The 19,707-nt window shown below is 72.1% G+C and carries 14 protein-coding genes; 10 read left to right on the top strand and 4 right to left on the bottom strand.

The features are described from left to right. Positions 1 to 28 precede the first annotated feature (28 nt). Positions 29 to 871, top strand: coding sequence for a DUF3109 family protein (locus R2B67_RS20435; RefSeq protein ID WP_317820046.1), 843 nt, complete (start codon positions 29 to 31; stop codon positions 869 to 871). A gap of 43 nt (positions 872 to 914) precedes the next feature. On the opposite strand, the gene R2B67_RS20430 is transcribed toward R2B67_RS20435, so the two are convergent. Further along, the gene (locus R2B67_RS20430; protein WP_455679975.1) at positions 915 to 2,759 is read right to left on the bottom strand and encodes an RNA polymerase sigma factor; all 1,845 of its coding nucleotides are present in this window, start codon (positions 2,757 to 2,759) and stop codon (positions 915 to 917) included. A gap of 209 nt (positions 2,760 to 2,968) precedes the next feature. Between R2B67_RS20430 and radA the strand changes: the two genes are divergently transcribed. Both radA and disA read left to right on the top strand, forming a co-directional pair. Next, complete coding sequence (gene radA, locus R2B67_RS20425; RefSeq protein WP_317820043.1) at positions 2,969 to 4,390, top strand: DNA repair protein RadA; 1,422 nt, start codon at positions 2,969 to 2,971, stop codon at positions 4,388 to 4,390. 82 nt (positions 4,391 to 4,472) lie between these two features. Then, positions 4,473 to 5,597: a DNA integrity scanning diadenylate cyclase DisA gene (disA, locus tag R2B67_RS20420; RefSeq protein WP_003968311.1), complete on the top strand. Its 1,125-nt coding sequence runs from the start codon at positions 4,473 to 4,475 to the stop codon at positions 5,595 to 5,597. A 196-nt stretch (positions 5,598 to 5,793) separates the two neighbouring features. On the opposite strand, the gene R2B67_RS20415 is transcribed toward disA, so the two are convergent. Further along, complete coding sequence (locus tag R2B67_RS20415; protein WP_317824919.1) at positions 5,794 to 6,564, bottom strand: hypothetical protein; 771 nt, start codon at positions 6,562 to 6,564, stop codon at positions 5,794 to 5,796. 325 nt (positions 6,565 to 6,889) lie between these two features. Here R2B67_RS20415 and R2B67_RS20410 point away from each other — a divergent pair, with 325 nt between their 5' ends. From R2B67_RS20410 to cseC, 5 genes are all read left to right on the top strand, one after another. Beyond that, positions 6,890 to 7,804, top strand: coding sequence for an iron-sulfur binding domain-containing protein (locus tag R2B67_RS20410; protein ID WP_317820041.1), 915 nt, complete (start codon positions 6,890 to 6,892; stop codon positions 7,802 to 7,804). 149 nt (positions 7,805 to 7,953) lie between these two features. Continuing rightward, positions 7,954 to 8,769, top strand: coding sequence for a SigE family RNA polymerase sigma factor (locus tag R2B67_RS20405; protein WP_317820040.1), 816 nt, complete (start codon positions 7,954 to 7,956; stop codon positions 8,767 to 8,769). Between the two features lie 167 nt (positions 8,770 to 8,936). Then, a complete protein-coding gene (locus R2B67_RS20400; RefSeq protein WP_317820038.1) occupies positions 8,937 to 9,587 on the top strand; it encodes a hypothetical protein in 651 nt (216 codons plus the stop codon). An 18-nt stretch (positions 9,588 to 9,605) separates the two neighbouring features. Further along, a complete protein-coding gene (cseB, locus tag R2B67_RS20395) occupies positions 9,606 to 10,319 on the top strand; it encodes a two-component system response regulator CseB (RefSeq protein ID WP_018514344.1) in 714 nt (237 codons plus the stop codon). Between the two features lie 34 nt (positions 10,320 to 10,353). Then, complete coding sequence (gene cseC / locus R2B67_RS20390) at positions 10,354 to 11,691, top strand: two-component system sensor histidine kinase CseC (RefSeq protein ID WP_018514343.1); 1,338 nt, start codon at positions 10,354 to 10,356, stop codon at positions 11,689 to 11,691. A 201-nt stretch (positions 11,692 to 11,892) separates the two neighbouring features. Here the strand turns inward: cseC and R2B67_RS20385 are convergent, their stop codons facing one another. Continuing rightward, a complete protein-coding gene (locus tag R2B67_RS20385) occupies positions 11,893 to 12,609 on the bottom strand; it encodes a M23 family metallopeptidase (RefSeq protein ID WP_237326525.1) in 717 nt (238 codons plus the stop codon). Between the two features lie 458 nt (positions 12,610 to 13,067). On the opposite strand from R2B67_RS20385, the gene R2B67_RS20380 reads away from it, so the two are divergent. Both R2B67_RS20380 and R2B67_RS20375 read left to right on the top strand, forming a co-directional pair. Then, a complete protein-coding gene (locus R2B67_RS20380; protein WP_317820035.1) occupies positions 13,068 to 13,424 on the top strand; it encodes a trypco2 family protein in 357 nt (118 codons plus the stop codon). Continuing rightward, positions 13,421 to 16,696, top strand: coding sequence for an NACHT domain-containing protein (locus R2B67_RS20375; RefSeq protein WP_317820034.1), 3,276 nt, complete (start codon positions 13,421 to 13,423; stop codon positions 16,694 to 16,696). Before R2B67_RS20380 ends, R2B67_RS20375 begins: the two co-directional genes overlap by 4 nt. Before the next feature lie 81 nt (positions 16,697 to 16,777). On the opposite strand, the gene R2B67_RS20370 is transcribed toward R2B67_RS20375, so the two are convergent. Next, positions 16,778 to 19,306 (bottom strand): ATP-dependent Clp protease ATP-binding subunit, encoded by a 2,529-nt coding sequence (locus R2B67_RS20370; RefSeq protein WP_006125502.1) that lies wholly within the window; start codon positions 19,304 to 19,306, stop codon positions 16,778 to 16,780. Positions 19,307 to 19,707 lie beyond the last annotated feature (401 nt).

Here is a 19,707-nt window from a genome sequence, read left to right as displayed (position 1 = left end):
ACTGCTCCATCGGACTTACTCTGGGCGCGTGCCAAAGACGAAAAAGGCTAAGCAGGACAAAGCCACGAAGAAGCCGAAGTCGAACAAGCAGACGTCACGTCCGGAGGCGAACGGACCGGACCCGTCCGACGAGAAGGGCATCGACTTCGCGCGGGCCTGGGTGGAGTTCCCCGACCCCGGCGATGACGAGCAGGTCTTCCGCTGCGATCTGACCTGGCTGACCTCCCGCTGGACCTGCATCTTCGGCAGCGGCTGCCAGGGCATCCAGGCGGGCCGCGCCGACGACGGCTGCTGCACGCTGGGCGCGCACTTCTCCGACGAGGACGACGAGAAGCGGGTCGCCGAGAACGTGGCGCGGCTCACCCCTGAGCTGTGGCAGTTCCACGACGTCGGTACGGAGACGGGCTGGGTCGGCCTCGACGAGGACGGCGAGCGGCAGACGCGCCGCTGGGAGGGGTCCTGCATCTTCCAGAACCGGCCGGGGTTCGCCGCCGGGGCGGGCTGCTCGCTGCACATCCTGGCGCTGCGCGAGGGCAAGGAGCCGCTGGAGACCAAGCCGGACGTGTGCTGGCAGCTGCCGGTACGGCGTACGTACGACTGGATCGACCGGCCCGACGACACCCGGGTGCTCCAGGTGACGATCGGTGAGTACGACCGCCGGGGGTGGGGCCCGGGCGGCCATGACCTGCACTGGTGGTGCACCTCGGCGACGTCCGCGCACGGGGCCGGAGACCCGGTGTACGTGACCTATCGGCCGGAGCTGATCGAGCTGATGGGCAAGGAGGGCTACGACCGGCTGGTCGAGCTGTGCGAGGAGCGGCTGTCCTCGCTGCTGCCGATGGCGCCGCATCCGGCGGACCCGCAGGTCTGACGGCGGCCCCCGCCGGCGGCCGGTAAGTAGCTCTCGGGGGCCTTCACTCCGTCGGGGTCGGGTCGCTCGGTGCGGGGTCGGTCGGGGGCGGGTCCGTGGGGTCCGGGTCCGGCGGGTCCGTGGGGTCGGTCGGGGCCGGGTCGGTGGGGGTCGGTTCCGTGGGGCCCGGGTCGGTGGGGCCGGGGCCCGGATCGGTCGGGCCCGGGTCGCTCGGGCCGGGATCGGTGGGGCTCGGGCCTGGGCCCGGATTGGTCGGCCCCGGATCGGTCGGGCGCGGGCCGGTCCCGTCCGTGGGGTCCGGTGAGCCGGGGGCCGGGCGCGTCGGGCCGGGGGCGTTCCCTGTGGGCGGGGCGGTGGCGCCGCGCCCGTCGATGATCACGGCGGAGCCCGACGGGTCCAGCGCGATCCGGGCGCGCCACGGGGAGCGCGGGGCCGCCGCGTGGTTCACCGCGACCGTGACGGTGGCGGACTTCCCGGCCGCGAGGGTGCCCGCCGTACGGCTCAGGCGCAGCCACCGCGCGTCCGTGGTGGCCGTCCAGTCGACCGGGCCCCGGGCGGAGGCGGTCAGCGTGATCGCCGTGAGCGCGCCGGAGGTCCGGACGGCGACCGTCAGGCGGCCCGCGCCCTCCCGGTCGCCGCCGCTGGGGACGACCTCGGCCGTGATGTCCGGGGGGTGGACGCCGCGCCGGTCGCCGGCGCGGGTGTTGCCCGCCTTCTCGTACTCGGTCCCGGGGTCGTCGGTCCGCTCGCCCGCACCCTCGATCTCGGTGGCGGTGACCTTGGAGCCGTCGTGGCCTTCGCCGGTGAGCGGGGCTCCCCGGTACGCCGCCCACAGGGCGATCACCGGGGCGGCGACCACGGTGGCGACCACCGTCGTCGTCACGACCCGGGCGCGCAGCCGGTCCCGGCGGGCGGCGTGGTCCTTGGGGTCCAGCGGGTAGCCGGTGCGGCCGAAGCGCGGGCCGCCCGAGCGGGAGCGGCGGGCCTGGGCGAGGGCGACGTGCACGGAGGGGCGGGGGGCCTCGACGAGCGGCAGGCGGGCGGTGGCCGGGGCGACGGTGGCGCCGGGCCAGGGTCCGGCCGCGTCGACCCGTTCGGCGGCGCGGCGACAGCGCGGGCAGTCGTCGACGTGGCGGACCAGCTCGCGGCGGAGGGCGGCGGAGAGGAGCACCTGGTGGTCGCCGGTGAGCCGGGCGACGGTGGGGCATCCGGCGGTCTCCACGACGGCGAGCGCGGCGCGGGTGCGCTCGACCTCGCAGGCCGCGGCCGCGAGCAGCTCTCGGGCGGTGACCGGCTCCAGGCCGAGCACGGAGGCGACGGCGCGGGGGGTGAGCCGGTGGCGTACGGCCAGTTCGAGCGCTTCGCGCTGCTCCGGGGTGGTGCCGGCGGCCTCCGGCCAGGCGAGGGTGGCGAGCTCCCGCCTGCGGGCCTCGGCGGCCGGGGACTCGGCGGGGGCGGGGGTGGTGGCGTCCTCCGGGGTGAGGTGCGCGCCCTCGCCGGGCGCGTTCTCCTGGCCCTGGGAGGCGGTCGGCCGGTCCTGGGAGGTGGTCGGCGCCGGAGCGGTCCTGCGGTGGGCCTGGCGGCCGCGTCTGCGCTCGGTGAGCGTACGCAGGCAGGTCCAGCGGGCCAGGGCGTAGAGCCAGGATTGACGTTCCTCCTCGGCCTCGGGGCACCGGGCTCCGTGCCGGTCCGCGATCGCCAGGACCTCACCGAGCGCCTCGGTCGCGGCGTCGTGGTCGCAGAGCACGGAGAGGCAGTAGGTGAAGAGTCCGTCGAGGTGCGGCTCGTAACGTGCGGCCGGTCGGTGGGCCGAGGCGTGAGGTGCTCGCCGGTGCGCCCGGTGTGCGCCGGTGGTGTGCGTGGGGGCCTGCATCCTGCTGCTCGTCACCCGGCGACCGTAGGCAGAGGAGTACGTCCCCTTGGCGCCCCTTGAGCACATTTAATCCTTACGGGTGAACGTATCCCTCGAAATCATGGATTCCGTGGCCGGGGATCACGGGATCCGTGCGTCGTGCTTCCGTGCGCCCTCTGTGCGGAAGGGCTCCCCGCGCCCCCTGCGCGGGCGGCGCTGTCAGACCCCACCTATACGGTGACGCCATGGCTGCCCGTACGAAATCCGCGAAGGACCGGCCGTCCTACCGCTGTACCGAATGCGGCTGGACCACCGCCAAATGGCTCGGCCGTTGCCCCGAGTGCCAGGCGTGGGGGACGGTCGAGGAGTTCGGCGGCGCCCCCGCCGTGCGCACCACCGCGGCCGGCCGGGTCTCCACCGCCGCGCTGCCGATCGGCCAGGTCGACAGCCGCCAGGCCACCGCGCGCTCGACCGGCGTCGGTGAGCTGGACCGGGTGCTGGGCGGCGGGCTCGTGCCCGGGGCCGTCGTGCTGCTGGCGGGCGAGCCGGGCGTCGGCAAGTCGACGCTGCTGCTGGACGTGGCGGCCAAGGCGGCGAGCGACGACCACCGCACGCTCTATGTGACCGCCGAGGAGTCCGCGAGCCAGGTCCGGCTCCGGGCCGACCGGATCAAGGCGATCAACGACCACCTCTACCTCGCGGCGGAGACCGACCTGTCGGCGGTGCTCGGGCATCTGGACGCGGTCAAGCCGTCCCTACTGATCCTGGACTCGGTGCAGACCGTCGCCTCGCCGGAGATCGACGGCGCGCCCGGCGGGATGGCCCAGGTCCGGGAGGTCGCCGGGGCGCTGATCCGGGCCTCCAAGGAGCGCGGGATGGCCACGCTGCTCGTCGGCCACGTCACGAAGGACGGCGCGATCGCCGGGCCCCGGCTGCTGGAGCACCTGGTCGACGTGGTGCTCTCCTTCGAGGGCGACCGCCACGCCCGGCTCCGCCTGGTGCGCGGCGTCAAGAACCGTTACGGGGCGACCGACGAGGTCGGCTGCTTCGAGCTGCACGACGAGGGCATCACCGGCCTCGCCGACCCCTCGGGGCTCTTCCTGACCCGGCGCGACGTCGCCGTCCCGGGCACCTGCCTGACGGTGACGCTGGAGGGCAAGCGGCCCCTGGTCGCGGAGGTGCAGGCGCTCACGGTCGACTCCCAGATCCCTTCACCCCGGCGCACCACCTCCGGTCTGGAGACCTCCCGGGTCTCGATGATGCTCGCCGTGCTGGAGCAGCGCGGCCGGATCAGCGCGCTCGGCAAGCGGGACATCTACAGCGCGACGGTCGGCGGCGTGAAGCTCACCGAGCCGGCGGCCGACCTCGCGATCGCGCTCGCGCTGGCCAGTGCCGCCAGCGACACCCCGCTCCCGAAGAACCTGGTCGCGATCGGTGAGGTGGGGCTCGCGGGCGAGGTCAGAAGGGTCACCGGGGTCCAGCGGAGACTGGCCGAGGCACACCGTCTCGGCTTCACCCACGCCTTGGTACCGACCGACCCGGGCAGGGTTCCTTCGGGTATGAAGGTCACAGAAGTCGCCGACATGGGGGATGCTCTGCGGGTCCTCCCGCGCCGGTCTCGCCAAGAGGCGCCGCAGCCTCGTCAGGAAGAGAACGCGCGCCGGTAGACTTTGCCCTGGTCTCGCCCGCCCGTGGACACGGCACGGGGGACGGCCAGGGCACCGCAAACCTGTCGACCGGAGGAGTGCAGTGGCAGCCAACGACCGGGCGACGACGCCCGGAAAGTCCGGCCAAGGCACCGGTAACGAGGCGCTGATGCGCGCCTCGCTGAGCGCGGTCGCGCCCGGAATGGCCCTGCGGGACGGCCTGGAGCGCATTCTCCGGGGCAACACCGGCGGGCTGATCGTCCTGGGCATGGACAAGACCGTCGAATCGATGTGTACCGGCGGGTTCGTGCTGGACGTGGAGTTCACCGCGACCCGACTGCGCGAGCTGTGCAAGCTCGACGGGGCTCTGATCCTCGACAAGGACATGACCAAGATCCTGCGGGCCGGCGTGCAGCTGGTCCCGGACGCCTCGATCCACACGGAGGAGACGGGGACCCGGCACCGCACGGCGGACCGGGTCTCCAAGGCGTGCGGCTTCCCCGTCGTCTCGGTCTCCCAGTCCATGCGCCTGATCGCGCTGTACGTGGACGGGGAGCGGCGGGTCCTGGAGGAGTCCTCCGCGATCCTGTCCCGGGCCAACCAGGCGCTCGCCACGCTGGAGCGGTACAAGCTCCGCCTGGACGAGGTGGCCGGCACGCTCTCCGCGCTGGAGATCGAGGACCTGGTCACCGTCCGGGACGTGACGGCGGTGGCGCAGCGTCTGGAGATGGTGCGGCGGATCGCGACCGAGATCGCGGAGTACGTGGTCGAGCTCGGCACCGACGGACGGCTCCTGTCGCTCCAGCTGGACGAGCTGATCGCGGGCGTGGAGCCGGAGCGGGAGCTGGTGGTCCGGGACTATGTGCCCGAGCCGACGGCGAAACGGTCACGCACGGTGGCGGAGGCGCTGACGGAGCTGGACGCGCTGAGCCACACGGAGCTGCTGGAGCTGCCGGTGGTGGCGCGGGCGCTGGGGTACAGCGGCTCGCCGGAGACGCTGGACTCGGCGGTCTCGCCGCGGGGCTTCCGGCTGCTGGCGAAGGTGCCGAGGCTGCCGGGGGCGATCATCGAGCGGCTGGTGGAGCACTTCGGGGGCCTGCAGAAGCTTCTTGCTGCGAGCGTGGACGATCTCCAGACGGTGGACGGGGTGGGCGAGGCCCGGGCGCGGAGCGTGCGGGAGGGGCTGTCGCGGCTGGCGGAGTCGTCGATCCTGGAGCGGTACGTCTGAGTTGGGGCCGCGCCATTCCAGCCCGTCCGGCGTTTGAGGACGGAACCGTTTCCGTGGACGGGCGTCGCACTCACGCGCCCGGGTGACCTTCTTTGCGTACCGCCCACCCCGCCCAGGGTTCCGTCCTCAAACGCCGGACGGGCTTAGTGGGTGACGCCGGACGGGCTGGAAGGGGCGCCGGACGGGCTGAAAAGGGCTAGTCCTTCTTCAGGACGAAGGAGGCTCGGCGGATCGGGGTGTCGGGGGCTTTGGCCTCCAGCAGGTACGTGCCGGGGGCGGCCTTGCCGGGCGGCGGGGTCGCGCAGTTCGGGGCCGAGCGGGCGCGGTTCCAGTCCACCGTGTGCACGATCGTCGCGCCCGCCGGGATCTGGAGGAAGAGCGGGCCCTCAGTCGAGGGGCAGTCCTTCGAGGACCAGATCGCGTCGTCGCTCTCCGCGCTCGCCTCGGTGACCGTCAGCACCACGTTCTTCGGTCCGAGGTCCGCCTTGCAGGTCGCCGACGAGGTGTTCCGGGCGATGATCTCGAACTCGGGCCGGTCGTCGGGGCCGTAACTGACCTTCGTGCGCAGGGTCAACTCCAGTGCGCCGGGCTTGCATGCGGGGAGCGGGGAGTTCGCCGGGACCTGCCGGCCCGCCGTCGAGCCGCCGGAGCCCGTGCCTCCGCCGCCCGTACCGGCCGTGTCTGCGCCGCCTGTTGACGTACCGTCGGATTCCGAACCGCCGCCCGAGCCCGCGCCCGTGTCGCCGCCGGAGCCGCTCTCGCCGTTCGAGCCGTCGGAGCCACCCGAACCGCCCGAACCGTCGGATCCGCCGTCCGACTCGTCGCGGCCGCCCGGCTGTTGGCTGATCGCCGGGCCGGAGCTGCCCGGGCCCGGGGTGATCGACTCGACCGGGTCGGAGCCGCCGGGCTTGCCGTCGTCCTTGGTCCCGTTGGAGCCGGTGGTGGTGACCGCCCAGGCGATCAGCACCGCGAGCAGCGCAACCAGAAGCCCCGCTACCGCCCTTCGGCGCCAGTAGATGCTGGAGGGAAGCGGACCGACCGGATTGCGCATAGATCCCACGGGCCAAACTGTACGAGAGATCCGGGCCGTCTCAGGCCCCACCCGCCGCTCCGGTCACAAGTTTTGCCGATCATCATCAAGTTTTGCCGATGATCATCACGGAGGCGGGTCGCCGGACCCGGTCACAGGGGACAGAACGGGTGGCGTTCGCACCCGCCGGGGCCGCCGCGCGGGCCGACACCCCCGCACCCGTGACACCGCTCCCGCCTTCCGTGCCAGGATCGTCAGTGCCATGACTGCCATGACTTCGACTTCCCCCCAGACGCCCCCCACCGCCGCCTCCCTCCACACCCCCGTCATCGGGTGGTTCGAGCAGCACGCCCGCGATCTCCCCTGGCGCCGCCCCGAAGCGGGCGCCTGGGGGGTGATGGTCAGCGAGTTCATGCTCCAGCAGACCCCGGTGAGCCGGGTCCTCCCGGTGTACGAGCAGTGGCTCGCCCGCTGGCCCCGCCCCGCCGACCTGGCCGCCGAGGCGCCCGGGGAAGCGGTCCGCGCCTGGGGCCGGCTCGGCTACCCCCGCCGCGCGCTGCGGCTGCACGGGGCCGCGCAGGCGATAACGGAACGGCACGGCGGCGACGTACCGAGCGAGCACGGCCAGCTGCTGGCGCTCCCCGGGATCGGCGAGTACACGGCGGCAGCCGTGGCCTCGTTCGCGTACGGACAGCGGCACGCGGTGCTCGACACGAACGTCCGCCGGGTGTTCGCCCGCGCCGCGAACGGCATCCAGTACCCGCCGAACGCGACCACCGCCGCCGAGCGCAAGCTCGCCCGCGCCCTGCTGCCGGACGAGGACGAGCGCGCGGCCCGGTGGGCGGCGGCCACGATGGAGCTGGGCGCGCTCGTGTGCACCGCGCGCAACGAGAGCTGTGAGCGCTGCCCGATCGCCTCGCAGTGCGCGTGGCGGCTGGCCGGGAAGCCCGCGCACGAGGGGCCGCCGCGCAAGGGGCAGACGTACGCGGGGACCGACCGGCAGGTGCGGGGCCGGCTGCTCGCGGTGTTGCGGGACGCGCTCACTCCCGTACCGCAAGCCGCTCTGGACGCGGTGTGGGAGGAGCCGGTGCAGCGGGCCCGGGCGCTGGACGGGCTGGTGGCCGACGGGCTCGTCGAACCGCTGGCGGACGGCCGGTACCGGCTGCCGCTGACGTAAGCGGCTCTCGGCACCTCGCCCGGCGCTGTTACACAACCGATGGGCAGCCGTGCGTCGGCGTACGGCTGCTCCGCACAACCTCGTGACAACGCCTCCGTAGCGTCTCCGACAGCAGTACACGGGGATTCACGGGGACGGAGGCGGTTGTCATGGCGCAGGGCGAGGTGCTCGCATTCGAGGACTACGTACGCACACGGCAGGAGGCGCTGCTGCGCAGCGCACGGCGCCTGGTCCCCGACCCCGTCGACGCCCAGGACCTTCTCCAGACCGCGCTGGTGCGGACGTACGGGCGCTGGGACGGCATCGCCGACAAGTCCCTCGCCGACGCCTATCTGCGCCGCGTCATGATCAACACCCGTACGGAGTGGTGGCGGGCGCGCAAGCTCGAAGAGGTGCCCACCGAGCAGCTGCCCGACGCGAGCGTGGACGACGGCAGTGAGCAGCGCGCGGACCGGGCCCTGCTGATGGACATCCTCGGGATCCTGGCTCCGAAGCAGCGCAGCGTCGTCGTGCTGCGACACTGGGAGCAGATGAGCACGGAGGAGACGGCCGCGGCGCTCGGCATGTCGGCCGGTACGGTCAAGAGCACGCTGCACCGGGCGCTGGCGCGGCTGCGGCAGGAGCTGGAGAGCCGGGAGCTGACGAGCCGCGAGGCGGTCGCCCGGGAGACCGGGGGACAGCGGCCGGCCGGAAGCGCCCGCGAGACCGGGAACCACCGGCAGACCGAAGGCGTCCGGGAGACCGGGAGCCGGCGGTCGGCCGAAGGCGTCCGGGAGACCGGGGGACGGCAGTCGGCCGGGAGTGTCCGCAGCGCGGCGCCCGCGGCCACCGGCCGGGTCCCGGCCCAGCGGACGAGGGCCGCCGCCCCGGCGAAGGTCACCTCCGTCACGGCGGCGCGGGGACACACAGCGGCGCGGCACGACGGGCGTCACGACGAGCGGGGGCGGGAGCGGTGCGCGGCCTGACAGCCAGCAGCGACGGCAACGGGAACGGCAGCCGGAACGGCGACGGAAGCCGGGGCGGGAACGGCGGCGAGAGCCCGGGCGGAAGCCGGGGCCGGGGTTCTCAGACGGGCACCGACGACGGTGCCCCCTCCGGGAGACCCCGCCGGAACCGCGGGTTCCGGGCAGGTATGGCGGCGAGTGGTACGGCCCTGGCCGGACTCGCCGCCTTCGGCCTGTTCTGCGTCGGCTGCGCCACCGGCGGCACCGGCACCCGCGACGAGGGCCCCGCCGGCACGCAGCCGGTCGTCCAGGTCTCCCCGCAGCCCACCATCTCCGGCACGACCCCGCCCACCCGGCGCGTCAACGCCGTGGCCCTGCTCAAGGGCGACCCGACCGTGAGCGAGCGGGTCCGGGAGGGGCTCCGGCCCTGTGCAGGGAAGGCCTACCCGGTCGACACCTCCTACGGCTCCATGACCGGCGGCCCGTCCGCCGATGTCGTGGTCAACGTGATGAGCTGCGCCGACTCGGTGGGGATGGGGACGTACGTCTACCGGGCCCGCGAGGACGGCTCGTACGAGAACGTCTTCATGGCCGAGGTCCCCGCCGTCTACGGAACCATCGACCGGGGCGACCTCGTGGTGACGACCCAGGTCTACGGATCGAAGGACCCGCTGGCCTATCCGTCCGGCTCCGAGGTGGTCACCTACCGTTGGGCCGACGGGCGCTTCACCGAGCACGACCGGGTGCACAACGACTTCAGCCGTGCCGTCGACGGCGGCGACATCGAGGCCCCCACGCAGGCGGAACCGGTGGAACCGGCCGATCCGAGCGGGAACTGAAAGCGAGAGACGACCTCCATGGCCGAGACCCACGTCCTCTTCGTCGAGGACGACGATGTCATCCGCGAGGCCACCCAGCTCGCCCTGGAGCGGGTCGGCTTCACCGTCACCGCGATGCCTGACGGCCTCTCCGGCCTGGAGGCCTTCCGGGCCGACCGGCCGGACATCGCGCTGCTCGACGTGATGGTGCCGGGGCTCGACGGGGTGAGCCTGTGCCGCCGCATCCGGGACGAGTCGACCGTGCCCGTGATCATGCTCTCCGCGCGGGCCGACTCGATCGACGTGGTACTCGGCCTGGAGGCCGGCGCGGACGACTACGTCACCAAGCCCTTCGACGGCGCCGTCCTGGTCGCCCGCATCCGGGCCGTCCTGCGCCGCTTCGGCCACGCGGCCGGCCCTGAAGGCACGGGCCAGGGCGGTACGGAGGGGGAGGCCGAGGGGCTCGGCGGGGTGCTGGCCTTCGGCGACCTGGAGGTCGACACGGACGGCATGGAGGTGCGGCGCGGCGGTGAGCAGGTGGCGCTGACGCCCACGGAGATGCGGCTGCTGCTGGAGTTCTCCTCCGCGCCCGGCACCGTACTCTCCCGCGACAAGCTCCTGGAGCGGGTCTGGGACTACGGCTGGGGCGGCGACACCCGGGTCGTGGACGTCCACGTCCAGCGGCTGCGCACCAAGATCGGCCAGGACCGGATCGAGACGGTCCGCGGCTTCGGCTACAAGCTGCGCGGATGAGGCGGTCGGGGGCGGGACGGCCGGTGACACGACCATGAAGCGACTGGCGCTGCGGACCGGGGTCCGCTGGAAGATCAGCATCGCCATCGCCGCGGTCGGCGCGCTCATCGCGGTGGCGCTGAGCCTCGTCGTGCACAACGCGGCCCGGGTCTCGATGATCGAGAACGCCCGCGAGGTGCAGCTGGAGCGGCTGCTGGGCGCGCAGCGGTTCTACGAGGCGACGAGCATGCAGAAGGGCGGGCCCAAGTTCGGGGCGAAGCTGAACGACCCGGCGATCCCGCCGAGCCTGCGCGACGAGGTCCGCAAGAACCGGCGGGCCACCCATGTGGCGGAGACCTCCGACGGGGTGCCCGATGTCTGGGCGGCCGTTCCGCTGGCCAACGGGGACGTGCTCTCGCTGCACACCCGGTTCGCGGACCGGTCCGCGACGATCATGGACGATCTGGACCGGGCGCTGATCATCGGCTCGGTCTCGGTCGTCTTCGGCGGCTGCGCGCTCGGCGTCCTCATCGGCGGCCAGCTCTCGCGCCGGCTGCGCAAGGCAGCGGCCGCGGCGGGCCGGGTCGCCGAGGGCCACACCGACGTACGGGTCCGGGAGGCCGTCGGCGGGGTCGTCCGGGACGAGACGGACGAGCTGGCGCGGGCGGTCGACGCGCTGACCGACGCGCTGAACGAGCGGATCGAGGCGGAGCGCCGGGTCACCGCGGACATCGCCCACGAGCTGCGTACGCCGGTGACCGGGCTGCTCACGGCCGCCGAGCTGCTGCCGCCGGGCCGCCCGACCGAGCTGGTACGGGACCGGGCCCAGGCGATGCGGACGCTGGTCGAGGACGTGCTGGAGGTGGCCCGGCTGGACAGCGCGTCGGAGCGGGCCGAACTCCAGGAGCTGCCGCTCGGCGAGTTCGTCAGCCGGCGGATCGGGCTGCTGGACCCGGATGTGACCGTGCAGGTGGTGCACGAGTCCTGGGTCTCCACCGACCCCCGCCGCCTGGAGCGGATCCTCGGCAATCTCCTCGGCAACGCCGCCAAGCACGGCTCCACCCCGGTGGAGGTCACGGTCGAGGGCCGGGTGGTACGGGTCCGGGACCACGGTCCGGGGTTCCCGGAGGAGCTGCTGCGGGACGGGCCGAGCCGGTTCCGTACGGGCTCCATGGACCGGGCCGGGCACGGACACGGTCTGGGCCTGACGATCGCGGCGGGCCAGGCGAGGGTGCTGGGGGCCCGGCTGACCTTCCGGAACGCGGCGCCCGTGGGGGCGGCGGAGGGCACGGGCGGGGCGATCGCGGTGCTGTGGCTGCCGGAGCACGCGCCGACGGCGACGGGGAGCTTCCCGATGCTGCGGACGGCGGACGAGCGGCAGCCGCAGGGCTGAGGCTGCTTGCCGGTCTTCGGGGGAACGCCGACGGCGACCCCGAGGAGTGAGCCGTGAGGCTGTCCTCGACGTCGCCGTCGATCGGGTGACCCGGGCGCACGCCCCGGGTACCGGGGTGTAACGGGTCCACTGAACTCTCTTCGGTTGTGCTGCGCGGCCGCCGGGTCTCCCCGGCAGGTCCGCGCGGTTACGCCGGCCGGATCAGATGGAGACGTGCACCGAGCGGAGGAACTGGGCCGGGTTCAGCGCCGAGCCGTAGTTCGGGCTGGTGCGGATCTCGAAGTGCAGGTGCGGGCCGCTGGAGTTGCCGGTGTTGCCGGACAGGGCGATCTTCTCGCCCGTGGTGACCTTCTCGCCGATCTTCACGTTGACCTTCGACAGGTGCGCGTACTGCGAGTACTTGCCGTTGGAGTGCTTGATCACGATGGCGTTGCCGTACGCGGGGCCGTCACCGGCGCCGTTCGGGCCGGCCTTCACGACGGTGCCGGTGTGGGCGGCGGTGACCGGGGTGCCGATCGGCACGGCGAAGTCCTGGCCGGAGTGCTTGGCGGCCCAGCGGGCGCCACCGGTGCCGTAGCTGGCGGTCAGCGTGTACTTCTTGACCGGGGCCTTCCAGGAGGCGGCGTTCTTCTTGGCCGCCTTCTTCTTGTCCTCGGCCTTCTTCTTCGCGTCCGCGGCCTTCTGCGCCGCCGTCTTCTTGGCCGTCTCGGCAGCCTTGCTCTGCGCGGTCGCCTGCTGGGCGACCGACTGGGCGGTGGTGCCCGCGGCGAGGGGAGCGGCGGCAGCGTCGGCGTTGCCGGCCGCGAACGCCGAGCCTGCACCCAGCACCACGGACGCTCCCAGGCCGGCGGCCAGGACGGCGCCACGGACGCGGGAGGCGGACGGGCGGATGGTGTGCTGGTTCGTTGCGCGCTTCATACGGTGAAGTCCTCCGAAGGTGAGTGGACCCGGCGTGCTGTCCGGGCTTGCTCAACCTTGGTAACCCGCACCCCAGCCGATGCTCAAACACCCCATCTACGAAGAAAAGCCGTAGAAGGGGGGCCGGGAATTCGTCGCGGTTGCCCCACTTCGGGAGCCGGGACCGGGCGACGAAATCCCTCACTCGAAGGGGGTTTAAACGCTGTTCTGGGGGCACTTTTCCGGACATGGCGCCGCGAACGGGCTGTATCGCCCATCGAGTGGACGGGAACTCCCCCTGCCGGGCCGAAGGTCCCTCCACCGCTCCTGGCGCCATCTCCTAGTACGGGTAGTAGGCCTGTTTCGGCCTGTGCGCCTTGTCACCGCCGGTGGGACCTAAGTCCTTCCGATTCGGGACCTTCGGCCTGCTACATCACTACGCTGACGGGAAAGCGGATCCACGCCCCGGGGGGACCACCATGACGGCCGAGAACACCCATGACCTGGACGGCATCGAGCTCGCCGATGCCGTCGAATCCGTCCGCAACCAGCTGGAGGAGGCGGCGGCCCGGGCCGTGGGCCGGCCGCTGGCCTTCGCGGTCGGGGACATCCAGATGGAGTTCACCCTCGAACTCCGCAAGGAGGCCAAGGCGGGCGGCAAGGTGAAGGCCTGGGTGGTCGAGGCGGGCGCGGACGCGTCCCGGGCGACGGGCCGCACGCACAAGGTGGCCTTCACGCTGAGCCCGCGGAACGCGGTGACCGGGGAGGCGTGGGCGATCGGGACGGAGGACGACGGGTCCACGGCGGGGTTCGGTGGCGGGGCGGGGACGCCGTGAACGCCGGGGGCCGCCCGTACACGCGCTCCCTGTCCCCGGCCGACCGTACGGTGGTCGTCTCCTCCGCCGACCGCCAGGGCAGCGGCGTCCTGCTCACCGACCAGCTGGTTCTGACGTGCGCCCATGTGGTCGCATCCGGGTCTGTCCTCATCGCCCACCCCGCGCGCCCGGACAAAGTACGGGCCACCGTCGCCTGGGCCGACACCCAGCTGGACGTGGCACTGCTGGAGGCCCGCGAACCGGTGCAGCAGGTGCCCCCGATACGGCTCGGCGCGGTGGACACCCGCCAGGTGATCCCCGGGTGCGAGATCATCGGCTTCCCGCGCAGGCAGCGCTACGGCCCCGACCAGCGGCTGGAGGCGGACCAGTACACGGCGACGGTCCTGCCCATGGCCGGCCGGGTGCGTGACCTGCTGGTCTGCGACCTGGACAGCCCGCCACCCGCCCGCCCTGACGGCAAACCCGCAGCACTGTTCGGACTCTCCGGTGGACCGGTCTTCGCCGGGGGCGTGCTCCTGGGCGTCGCCCGGCAGGTTCCGCAGCAGGGCGCGGACCGCCGCATCGAGTGCGTGCCGCTCTCCCCGGCCCGCGCCTCGGACCTCTGCGCACGGGTGCTGGACAGGGCCGGCATCGAGCTGCGCCTCGAACGCGTCCATGGCAGCTTCCCCGAAGACCTGCGATACGAAGCGGAGTACGCGCAGGCGCTGGGCGTCGCGTACCGCCGTACGAAGATCTTCGGCTTGGACGAACTGAGCCGGCACGACTCCGAATGGGACCTGGACACGGCCTACCTCAGCCTGGAGGCCCAGGCGCAGGCACAGGACCGGTCCGCACAAGCTCCGCCCCTCCCCCAGCGCATCGACACCCTCCTCGCCGACCGCCCCCGGGTCCTGCTGCGCGGCGAGGCGGGCGCGGGCAAGACGACCCTGCTGTGGTGGCTGGCCGCCCACGCGTCCGCCCGCACCCTGGACGACGACCTGGCCCCGCTGAACGGCCTGGTCCCGTTCGTGGTGCCGCTGCGCACCCTGCGGGCACGCGGCGGCGGGTTCCCGGGTCCGGCGCAGCTGGCCGGCGCGGCGGGACTGGTGGTCGACGCGGCGCCGGAGGGGTGGGCGGGGCGCGTTCTGGAGTCCGGGCGGGCGCTGCTGCTGGTGGACGGGCTGGACGAGGTGCCGCCGGAGGACCGGGAACAGGCGCACGACTGGCTGTCGCAACTGCTGCGGCGCTACCCGCAGACCCGGTGCGTGGCGACCGTACGGCCGCTGGCCGTGGAACCGGACTGGCTGCGCTCGGAAGGCTTCGCGGAGTTACGCCTGCTGCCGATGCGGAACGAGGACATCCAGGCCTTCGTGGCCTCCTGGCACCGGGCCGCCCGGCTGTCCGAGGAGGACGACGCCGACCGCCTGGACGAGCTGGAACGCGACCTCGCCCTCCAGTTCGACCAGAACCCCACGCTCCGTGACCTGGCCCGTACGCCCCTGCTCTGCGCGGTGATCTGCGCCCTGCACCGCCGCCGCGACGGCTTCCTCCCGGAGACCCGGTGGAGTCTGTACCGCTCGGCGCTGGAGATGCTCCTCGGCCACCGTGACCGCCGCCGCCGGATCGGCGACCCCGAGGGCATCGACCTGAGCGTCGAGGAGCACACCCAGCTCCTCCAGCGCATCGCTGTCTGGCTGGTCCGCGAGGGCCAGTCGGAGTTCACGCGGGAGCAAGCGCTGCGCCAGCTCGGCCGGGCGCTGACGGGGATGGAGCGGGTGAGCGCCCAGGGCCCGCCCGGGAAGATCCTCACGCACCTGCTCAACCGCAGCGGTCTGCTCCAGGAACGCACCGATGACACCTACCAGTTCATCCACCGCACCTTCCAGGACTACCTGGCGGCCAAGGAGTTCATCGAGGACGACCACCTCAACGAACTGCTGCGCCACGCGGAGGAGGAGACCTGGCAGGACGTGATCCTGTTGGCCGCGGGACACTGCGGGCGGCGGGAACTCGCCCTGCTCGTACGCGGTCTGCTCGACGCGGGTCTGCGGCGTCGGGACCGATCGGCGGCGCGTACCACCGTCCACGTTCTGGCCGCCCTGTGTGCCCAGCACGCGACCTGGCTGGACGACGCGGTACGGGCGGGCGTCCGGGTGAGTACGGCGGCGCTCTTCCCGCCGGTCAGCGACGACCAGGTGACCGCCCTGGCCCGGCTCGGTCCGGCAGCGCTGGCCTTTGTACCCGATCCGCGCGCGATGCCCGAGACCGAGCCGGATCCCCGGCTCGTGGCCACCTTGATCACCGGCATCGGGGGAGCCTCCGCGATCCCCCATGCCCGCGCCTGGGCGCTGGCGCGCCCGGAGCTGGGCCGGTTCTTCGCGGGCGCGTGGGAACGTTTTCCGCCCGAGGAGTACGCCACCGAGGTACTGACGCACTGCGACCTCCGGGACACGGTCCTCGCGGTGAGTGACCGGCGGCAGTTGAGGGCGCTGCGTCACCTTCCGTATGTTCCGACGCTGTCCCTGCGCCTGGATCTGACGGATGCGGAGATCGGTACGGCTCTGATGGGGATCCGGCTCGGAGTGTTGTTCCTGAGGAGGGCCGAACGCCTCGCCGGGCTCTCGTTCCTGAGCGCCTTCGCGGGCTCCCTGTCGGAATTGGACCTCGGATGGTGCCCGACGCTCCGGGACTTCACGCCTCTCGCCGGGCTCCACCGGCTGAGAGGACTGGTTCTGAACACCCAGGGGACGCTCCCGGCCGACCTGGCTCCGCTGGCGGATCTGCCCGCCCTGTCCCACCTCGGGCTGCGGCACCTTGAGGCGGACCGGTTGAGCGAGATAGCGGCCAACCCCGGTGTCACGAGCCTGACGGTGACCAACCGGCGTCCACTGGCCCTGGACGGACTCGGTGCCTGGAAGTCGCTCAGGGAGCTGGAGGTCTCGGAACTCGCCGCGTTCGACGACGCACTCGACGCGCTGCGGGAGCATTCCCGGATCACCGACCTCCGCCTCACCGCCTTCCCCTGGGCACACCGGCCGACCCGCCCCGTGTCCGCTCCCACCGTTGAGGAGCTGTTCGTACCGGCCCCTGACCACGCCGGTGACCTCGGGATGCTGCGACCGCTCTTCCCCGGGGTCACCCGTCTCAGACTGGACGCCTCCGCCCTGCGCGTACTGGATCTCACGCCGCTGCACTCCTGGCCGGGCCTGCGAGTGCTGGTCACCGGGTTGCCCGGGCAGCGTCTGATCGGCGCGCCGGAGCTGGGCGACCGGCTCCATGCCCCTCCCGGCTGACGCACGGAAAAAGGGGCTGCCCCGGACCCGGCCGTGAAGCCGATTCCGGGGCAGCCCCTTCAGTGACGCCCTATACGGGTGTCACGCGTCCTTCGTCAGATTCGGGCCGGCGCCGCCTGCCGCCTGCTCGATCGGGGGGACGTCGGGCAGAGCCGACTTCTCCTCGCCGCGGAAGGTGAACGTCTTGTCGTCCCCCTCGCCCTCCGTGCCGACGACCACGATGTGGCCGGGGCGCAGTTCGCCGAAGAGGATCTTCTCGGAGAGGACGTCCTCGATCTGGCGCTGGATCGTCCGGCGCAGCGGCCGGGCGCCCATCACCGGGTCGTAGCCCTTCTTCGCGAGCAGCGTCTTGGCCTCGCCACTGAGCTCGATGCCCATGTCGCGGTCCTTGAGCCGCTCGTCCACCTTGGCGAGCATGAGGTCGACGATCTGGATGATGTCTTCCTCGGTCAGCTGGTGGAAGACGACCGTGTCGTCGACACGGTTGAGGAATTCCGGCCGGAAGTGCTGCTTGAGCTCTTCGTTGACCTTGACCTTCATCCGCTCGTAGTTCGTCTTGACGTCGCCCTGGGCGGCGAAGCCCAGGTTGAAGCCCTTGGAGATGTCCCGGGTCCCGAGGTTGGTCGTCATGATGATGACCGTGTTCTTGAAGTCCACGACCCGGCCCTGGGAGTCGGTCAGGCGACCGTCCTCCAGGATCTGGAGCAGGGAATTGAAGATATCGGGGTGGGCCTTCTCGACCTCGTCGAAGAGGACGACGGAGAACGGCTTGCGGCGCACCTTCTCGGTGAGCTGGCCGCCCTCTTCGTAGCCCACGTAACCGGGGGGCGAACCGAAGAGGCGGGAAACCGTGTGCTTCTCGCTGAACTCCGACATGTCGAGGGAGATCAGCGCGTCCTCGTCGCCGAAGAGGAATTCGGCGAGCGTCTTGGAGAGCTCCGTCTTACCGACACCGGACGGGCCGGCGAAGATGAACGAGCCACCGGGGCGCTTGGGGTCCTTCAGACCGGCTCGCGTACGGCGGATCGCCTGCGAGAGGGCCTTGATGGCGTCCTTCTGGCCGATGACGCGCTTGTGGAGCTCGTCCTCCATGCGCAGCAGACGAGAGGACTCCTCCTCCGTCAGCTTGAAGACCGGGATACCGGTGGCCGTGGCCAGGACTTCGGCGATGAGCTCGCCGTCGACCTCGGCGACGACGTCCATGTCGCCGGCCTTCCACTCCTTCTCGCGCTTGGCCTTCGCCGCCAGCAGCTGCTTCTCCTTGTCGCGGAGGGAAGCCGCCTTCTCGAAGTCCTGGGAGTCGATGGCCGACTCCTTGTCGCGACGCACGCCCGCGATCTTCTCGTCGAACTCGCGGAGGTCCGGCGGCGCGGTCATCCGGCGGATGCGCATCCGGGAGCCGGCCTCGTCGATCAGGTCGATGGCCTTGTCCGGCAGGAAGCGGTCCGAGATGTACCGGTCGGCCAGGGTCGCGGCCTGGACGAGGGCCTCGTCCGTGATGGAGACCCGGTGGTGGGCCTCGTAACGGTCGCGCAGGCCCTTCAGGATCTCGATGGTGTGCGGCAGCGACGGTTCCGCGACCTGGATGGGCTGGAAGCGGCGCTCGAGGGCCGCGTCCTTCTCCAGGTGCTTGCGGTACTCGTCGAGCGTGGTGGCACCGATGGTCTGGAGCTCACCGCGGGCCAGCATGGGCTTCAGGATCGAAGCCGCGTCGATGGCGCCCTCGGCGGCACCCGCACCCACGAGCGTGTGGAGCTCGTCGATGAACAGGATGATGTCGCCGCGGGTGCGGATCTCCTTGAGGACCTTCTTCAGGCGCTCCTCGAAGTCACCCCGGTACCGCGAACCGGCGACCAGGGCGCCGAGGTCCAGGGTGTAGAGGTGCTTGTCCTTGAGGGTCTCGGGCACCTCGCCCTTGACGATCGCCTGGGCCAGGCCCTCGACGACCGCCGTCTTGCCGACGCCGGGCTCGCCGATGAGGACCGGGTTGTTCTTGGTCCGGCGGGACAGCACCTGCATGACCCGCTCGATCTCCTTCTCGCGCCCGATGACCGGGTCGAGCTTGGATTCACGAGCGGCCTGGGTGAGGTTCCGGCCGAACTGGTCGAGCACCAGGGAGGTGGAGGGCGTGCCCTCCGCGGGGCCGCCCGCGGCCGCCGTCTCCTTGCCGCCCGAGTAGCCCGAAAGCAGCTGGATGACCTGCTGCCGGACCCGGTTCAGGTCGGCGCCCAGCTTCACGAGAACCTGGGCGGCGACGCCCTCGCCCTCGCGGATCAGGCCGAGCAGGATGTGCTCGGTGCCGATGTAGTTGTGGCCCAGCTGAAGGGCCTCGCGGAGCGACAGCTCCAGGACCTTCTTGGCTCGCGGGGTGAAGGGGATGTGCCCGGACGGAGCCTGCTGGCCCTGCCCGATGATCTCCTCCACCTGCTGGCGGACCGCCTCGAGCGAAATCCCGAGGCTCTCCAGGGCCTTAGCGGCGACACCCTCACCCTCATGGATCAGGCCCAGGAGGATGTGCTCGGTGCCGATGTAGTTGTGGTTGAGCATCCGGGCTTCTTCCTGAGCCAGGACGACAACCCGCCGCGCGCGGTCGGTGAACCTCTCGAACATCGTTAATCGCTCCTCAGAGCGGTCGGTCAGTGAGGGGTCGGTCCCCTCCCAGTCCTTCCGCATGCTAGTCCCGCAGGACGGGACAGCTCATTCCAACTGCCGACATCCGTCCGGATCACCCCGCACCGGGCGGGGATTCTTACTGCCGAACAGCTGACAACTGCTCCAACCCGATGGTGCGAGACGATGTTCCCGCAGGCCAGGCAGATACCCCTTTCGCCAGTACGCCGATGGCGAACGTGAGACGCCTCGGCCAGCGTGTCGCCCCTTCCCACTAGGAAAGTCTTACCCGCAATCACTGACAGTCCATGCGGCGCGCCCCGGTTCCCTCCGCTACGGGCGAACAACCTTGCGCCGCTTCACGCTCCTGCGCGCCCTCCAGGGCCGGACGCAAAGTGATC

It is taken from the genome of Streptomyces cyaneofuscatus (genome assembly GCF_033109485.1).
In the GTDB taxonomy this organism is placed as follows: domain Bacteria; phylum Actinomycetota; class Actinomycetes; order Streptomycetales; family Streptomycetaceae; genus Streptomyces; species Streptomyces cyaneofuscatus.
This window is presented reverse-complemented; position numbering and strand designations above follow the sequence as displayed.

Coding starts and splice junctions, on each gene's coding strand:
- R2B67_RS20370 (WP_006125502.1), bottom strand. CDS start 19,306: ATGTTCGAGAGGTTCACCGACCGCGCGCGGCGGGTTGTCGTCCTGGCT.
- R2B67_RS20380 (WP_317820035.1), top strand. CDS start 13,068: ATGACGGCCGAGAACACCCATGACCTGGACGGCATCGAGCTCGCCGAT.
- cseC (WP_018514343.1), top strand. CDS start 10,354: ATGAAGCGACTGGCGCTGCGGACCGGGGTCCGCTGGAAGATCAGCATC.
- R2B67_RS20385 (WP_237326525.1), bottom strand. CDS start 12,609: ATGAAGCGCGCAACGAACCAGCACACCATCCGCCCGTCCGCCTCCCGC.
- cseB (WP_018514344.1), top strand. CDS start 9,606: ATGGCCGAGACCCACGTCCTCTTCGTCGAGGACGACGATGTCATCCGC.
- radA (WP_317820043.1), top strand. CDS start 2,969: ATGGCTGCCCGTACGAAATCCGCGAAGGACCGGCCGTCCTACCGCTGT.
- R2B67_RS20410 (WP_317820041.1), top strand. CDS start 6,890: ATGACTGCCATGACTTCGACTTCCCCCCAGACGCCCCCCACCGCCGCC.
- R2B67_RS20400 (WP_317820038.1), top strand. CDS start 8,937: ATGGCGGCGAGTGGTACGGCCCTGGCCGGACTCGCCGCCTTCGGCCTG.
- R2B67_RS20405 (WP_317820040.1), top strand. CDS start 7,954: ATGGCGCAGGGCGAGGTGCTCGCATTCGAGGACTACGTACGCACACGG.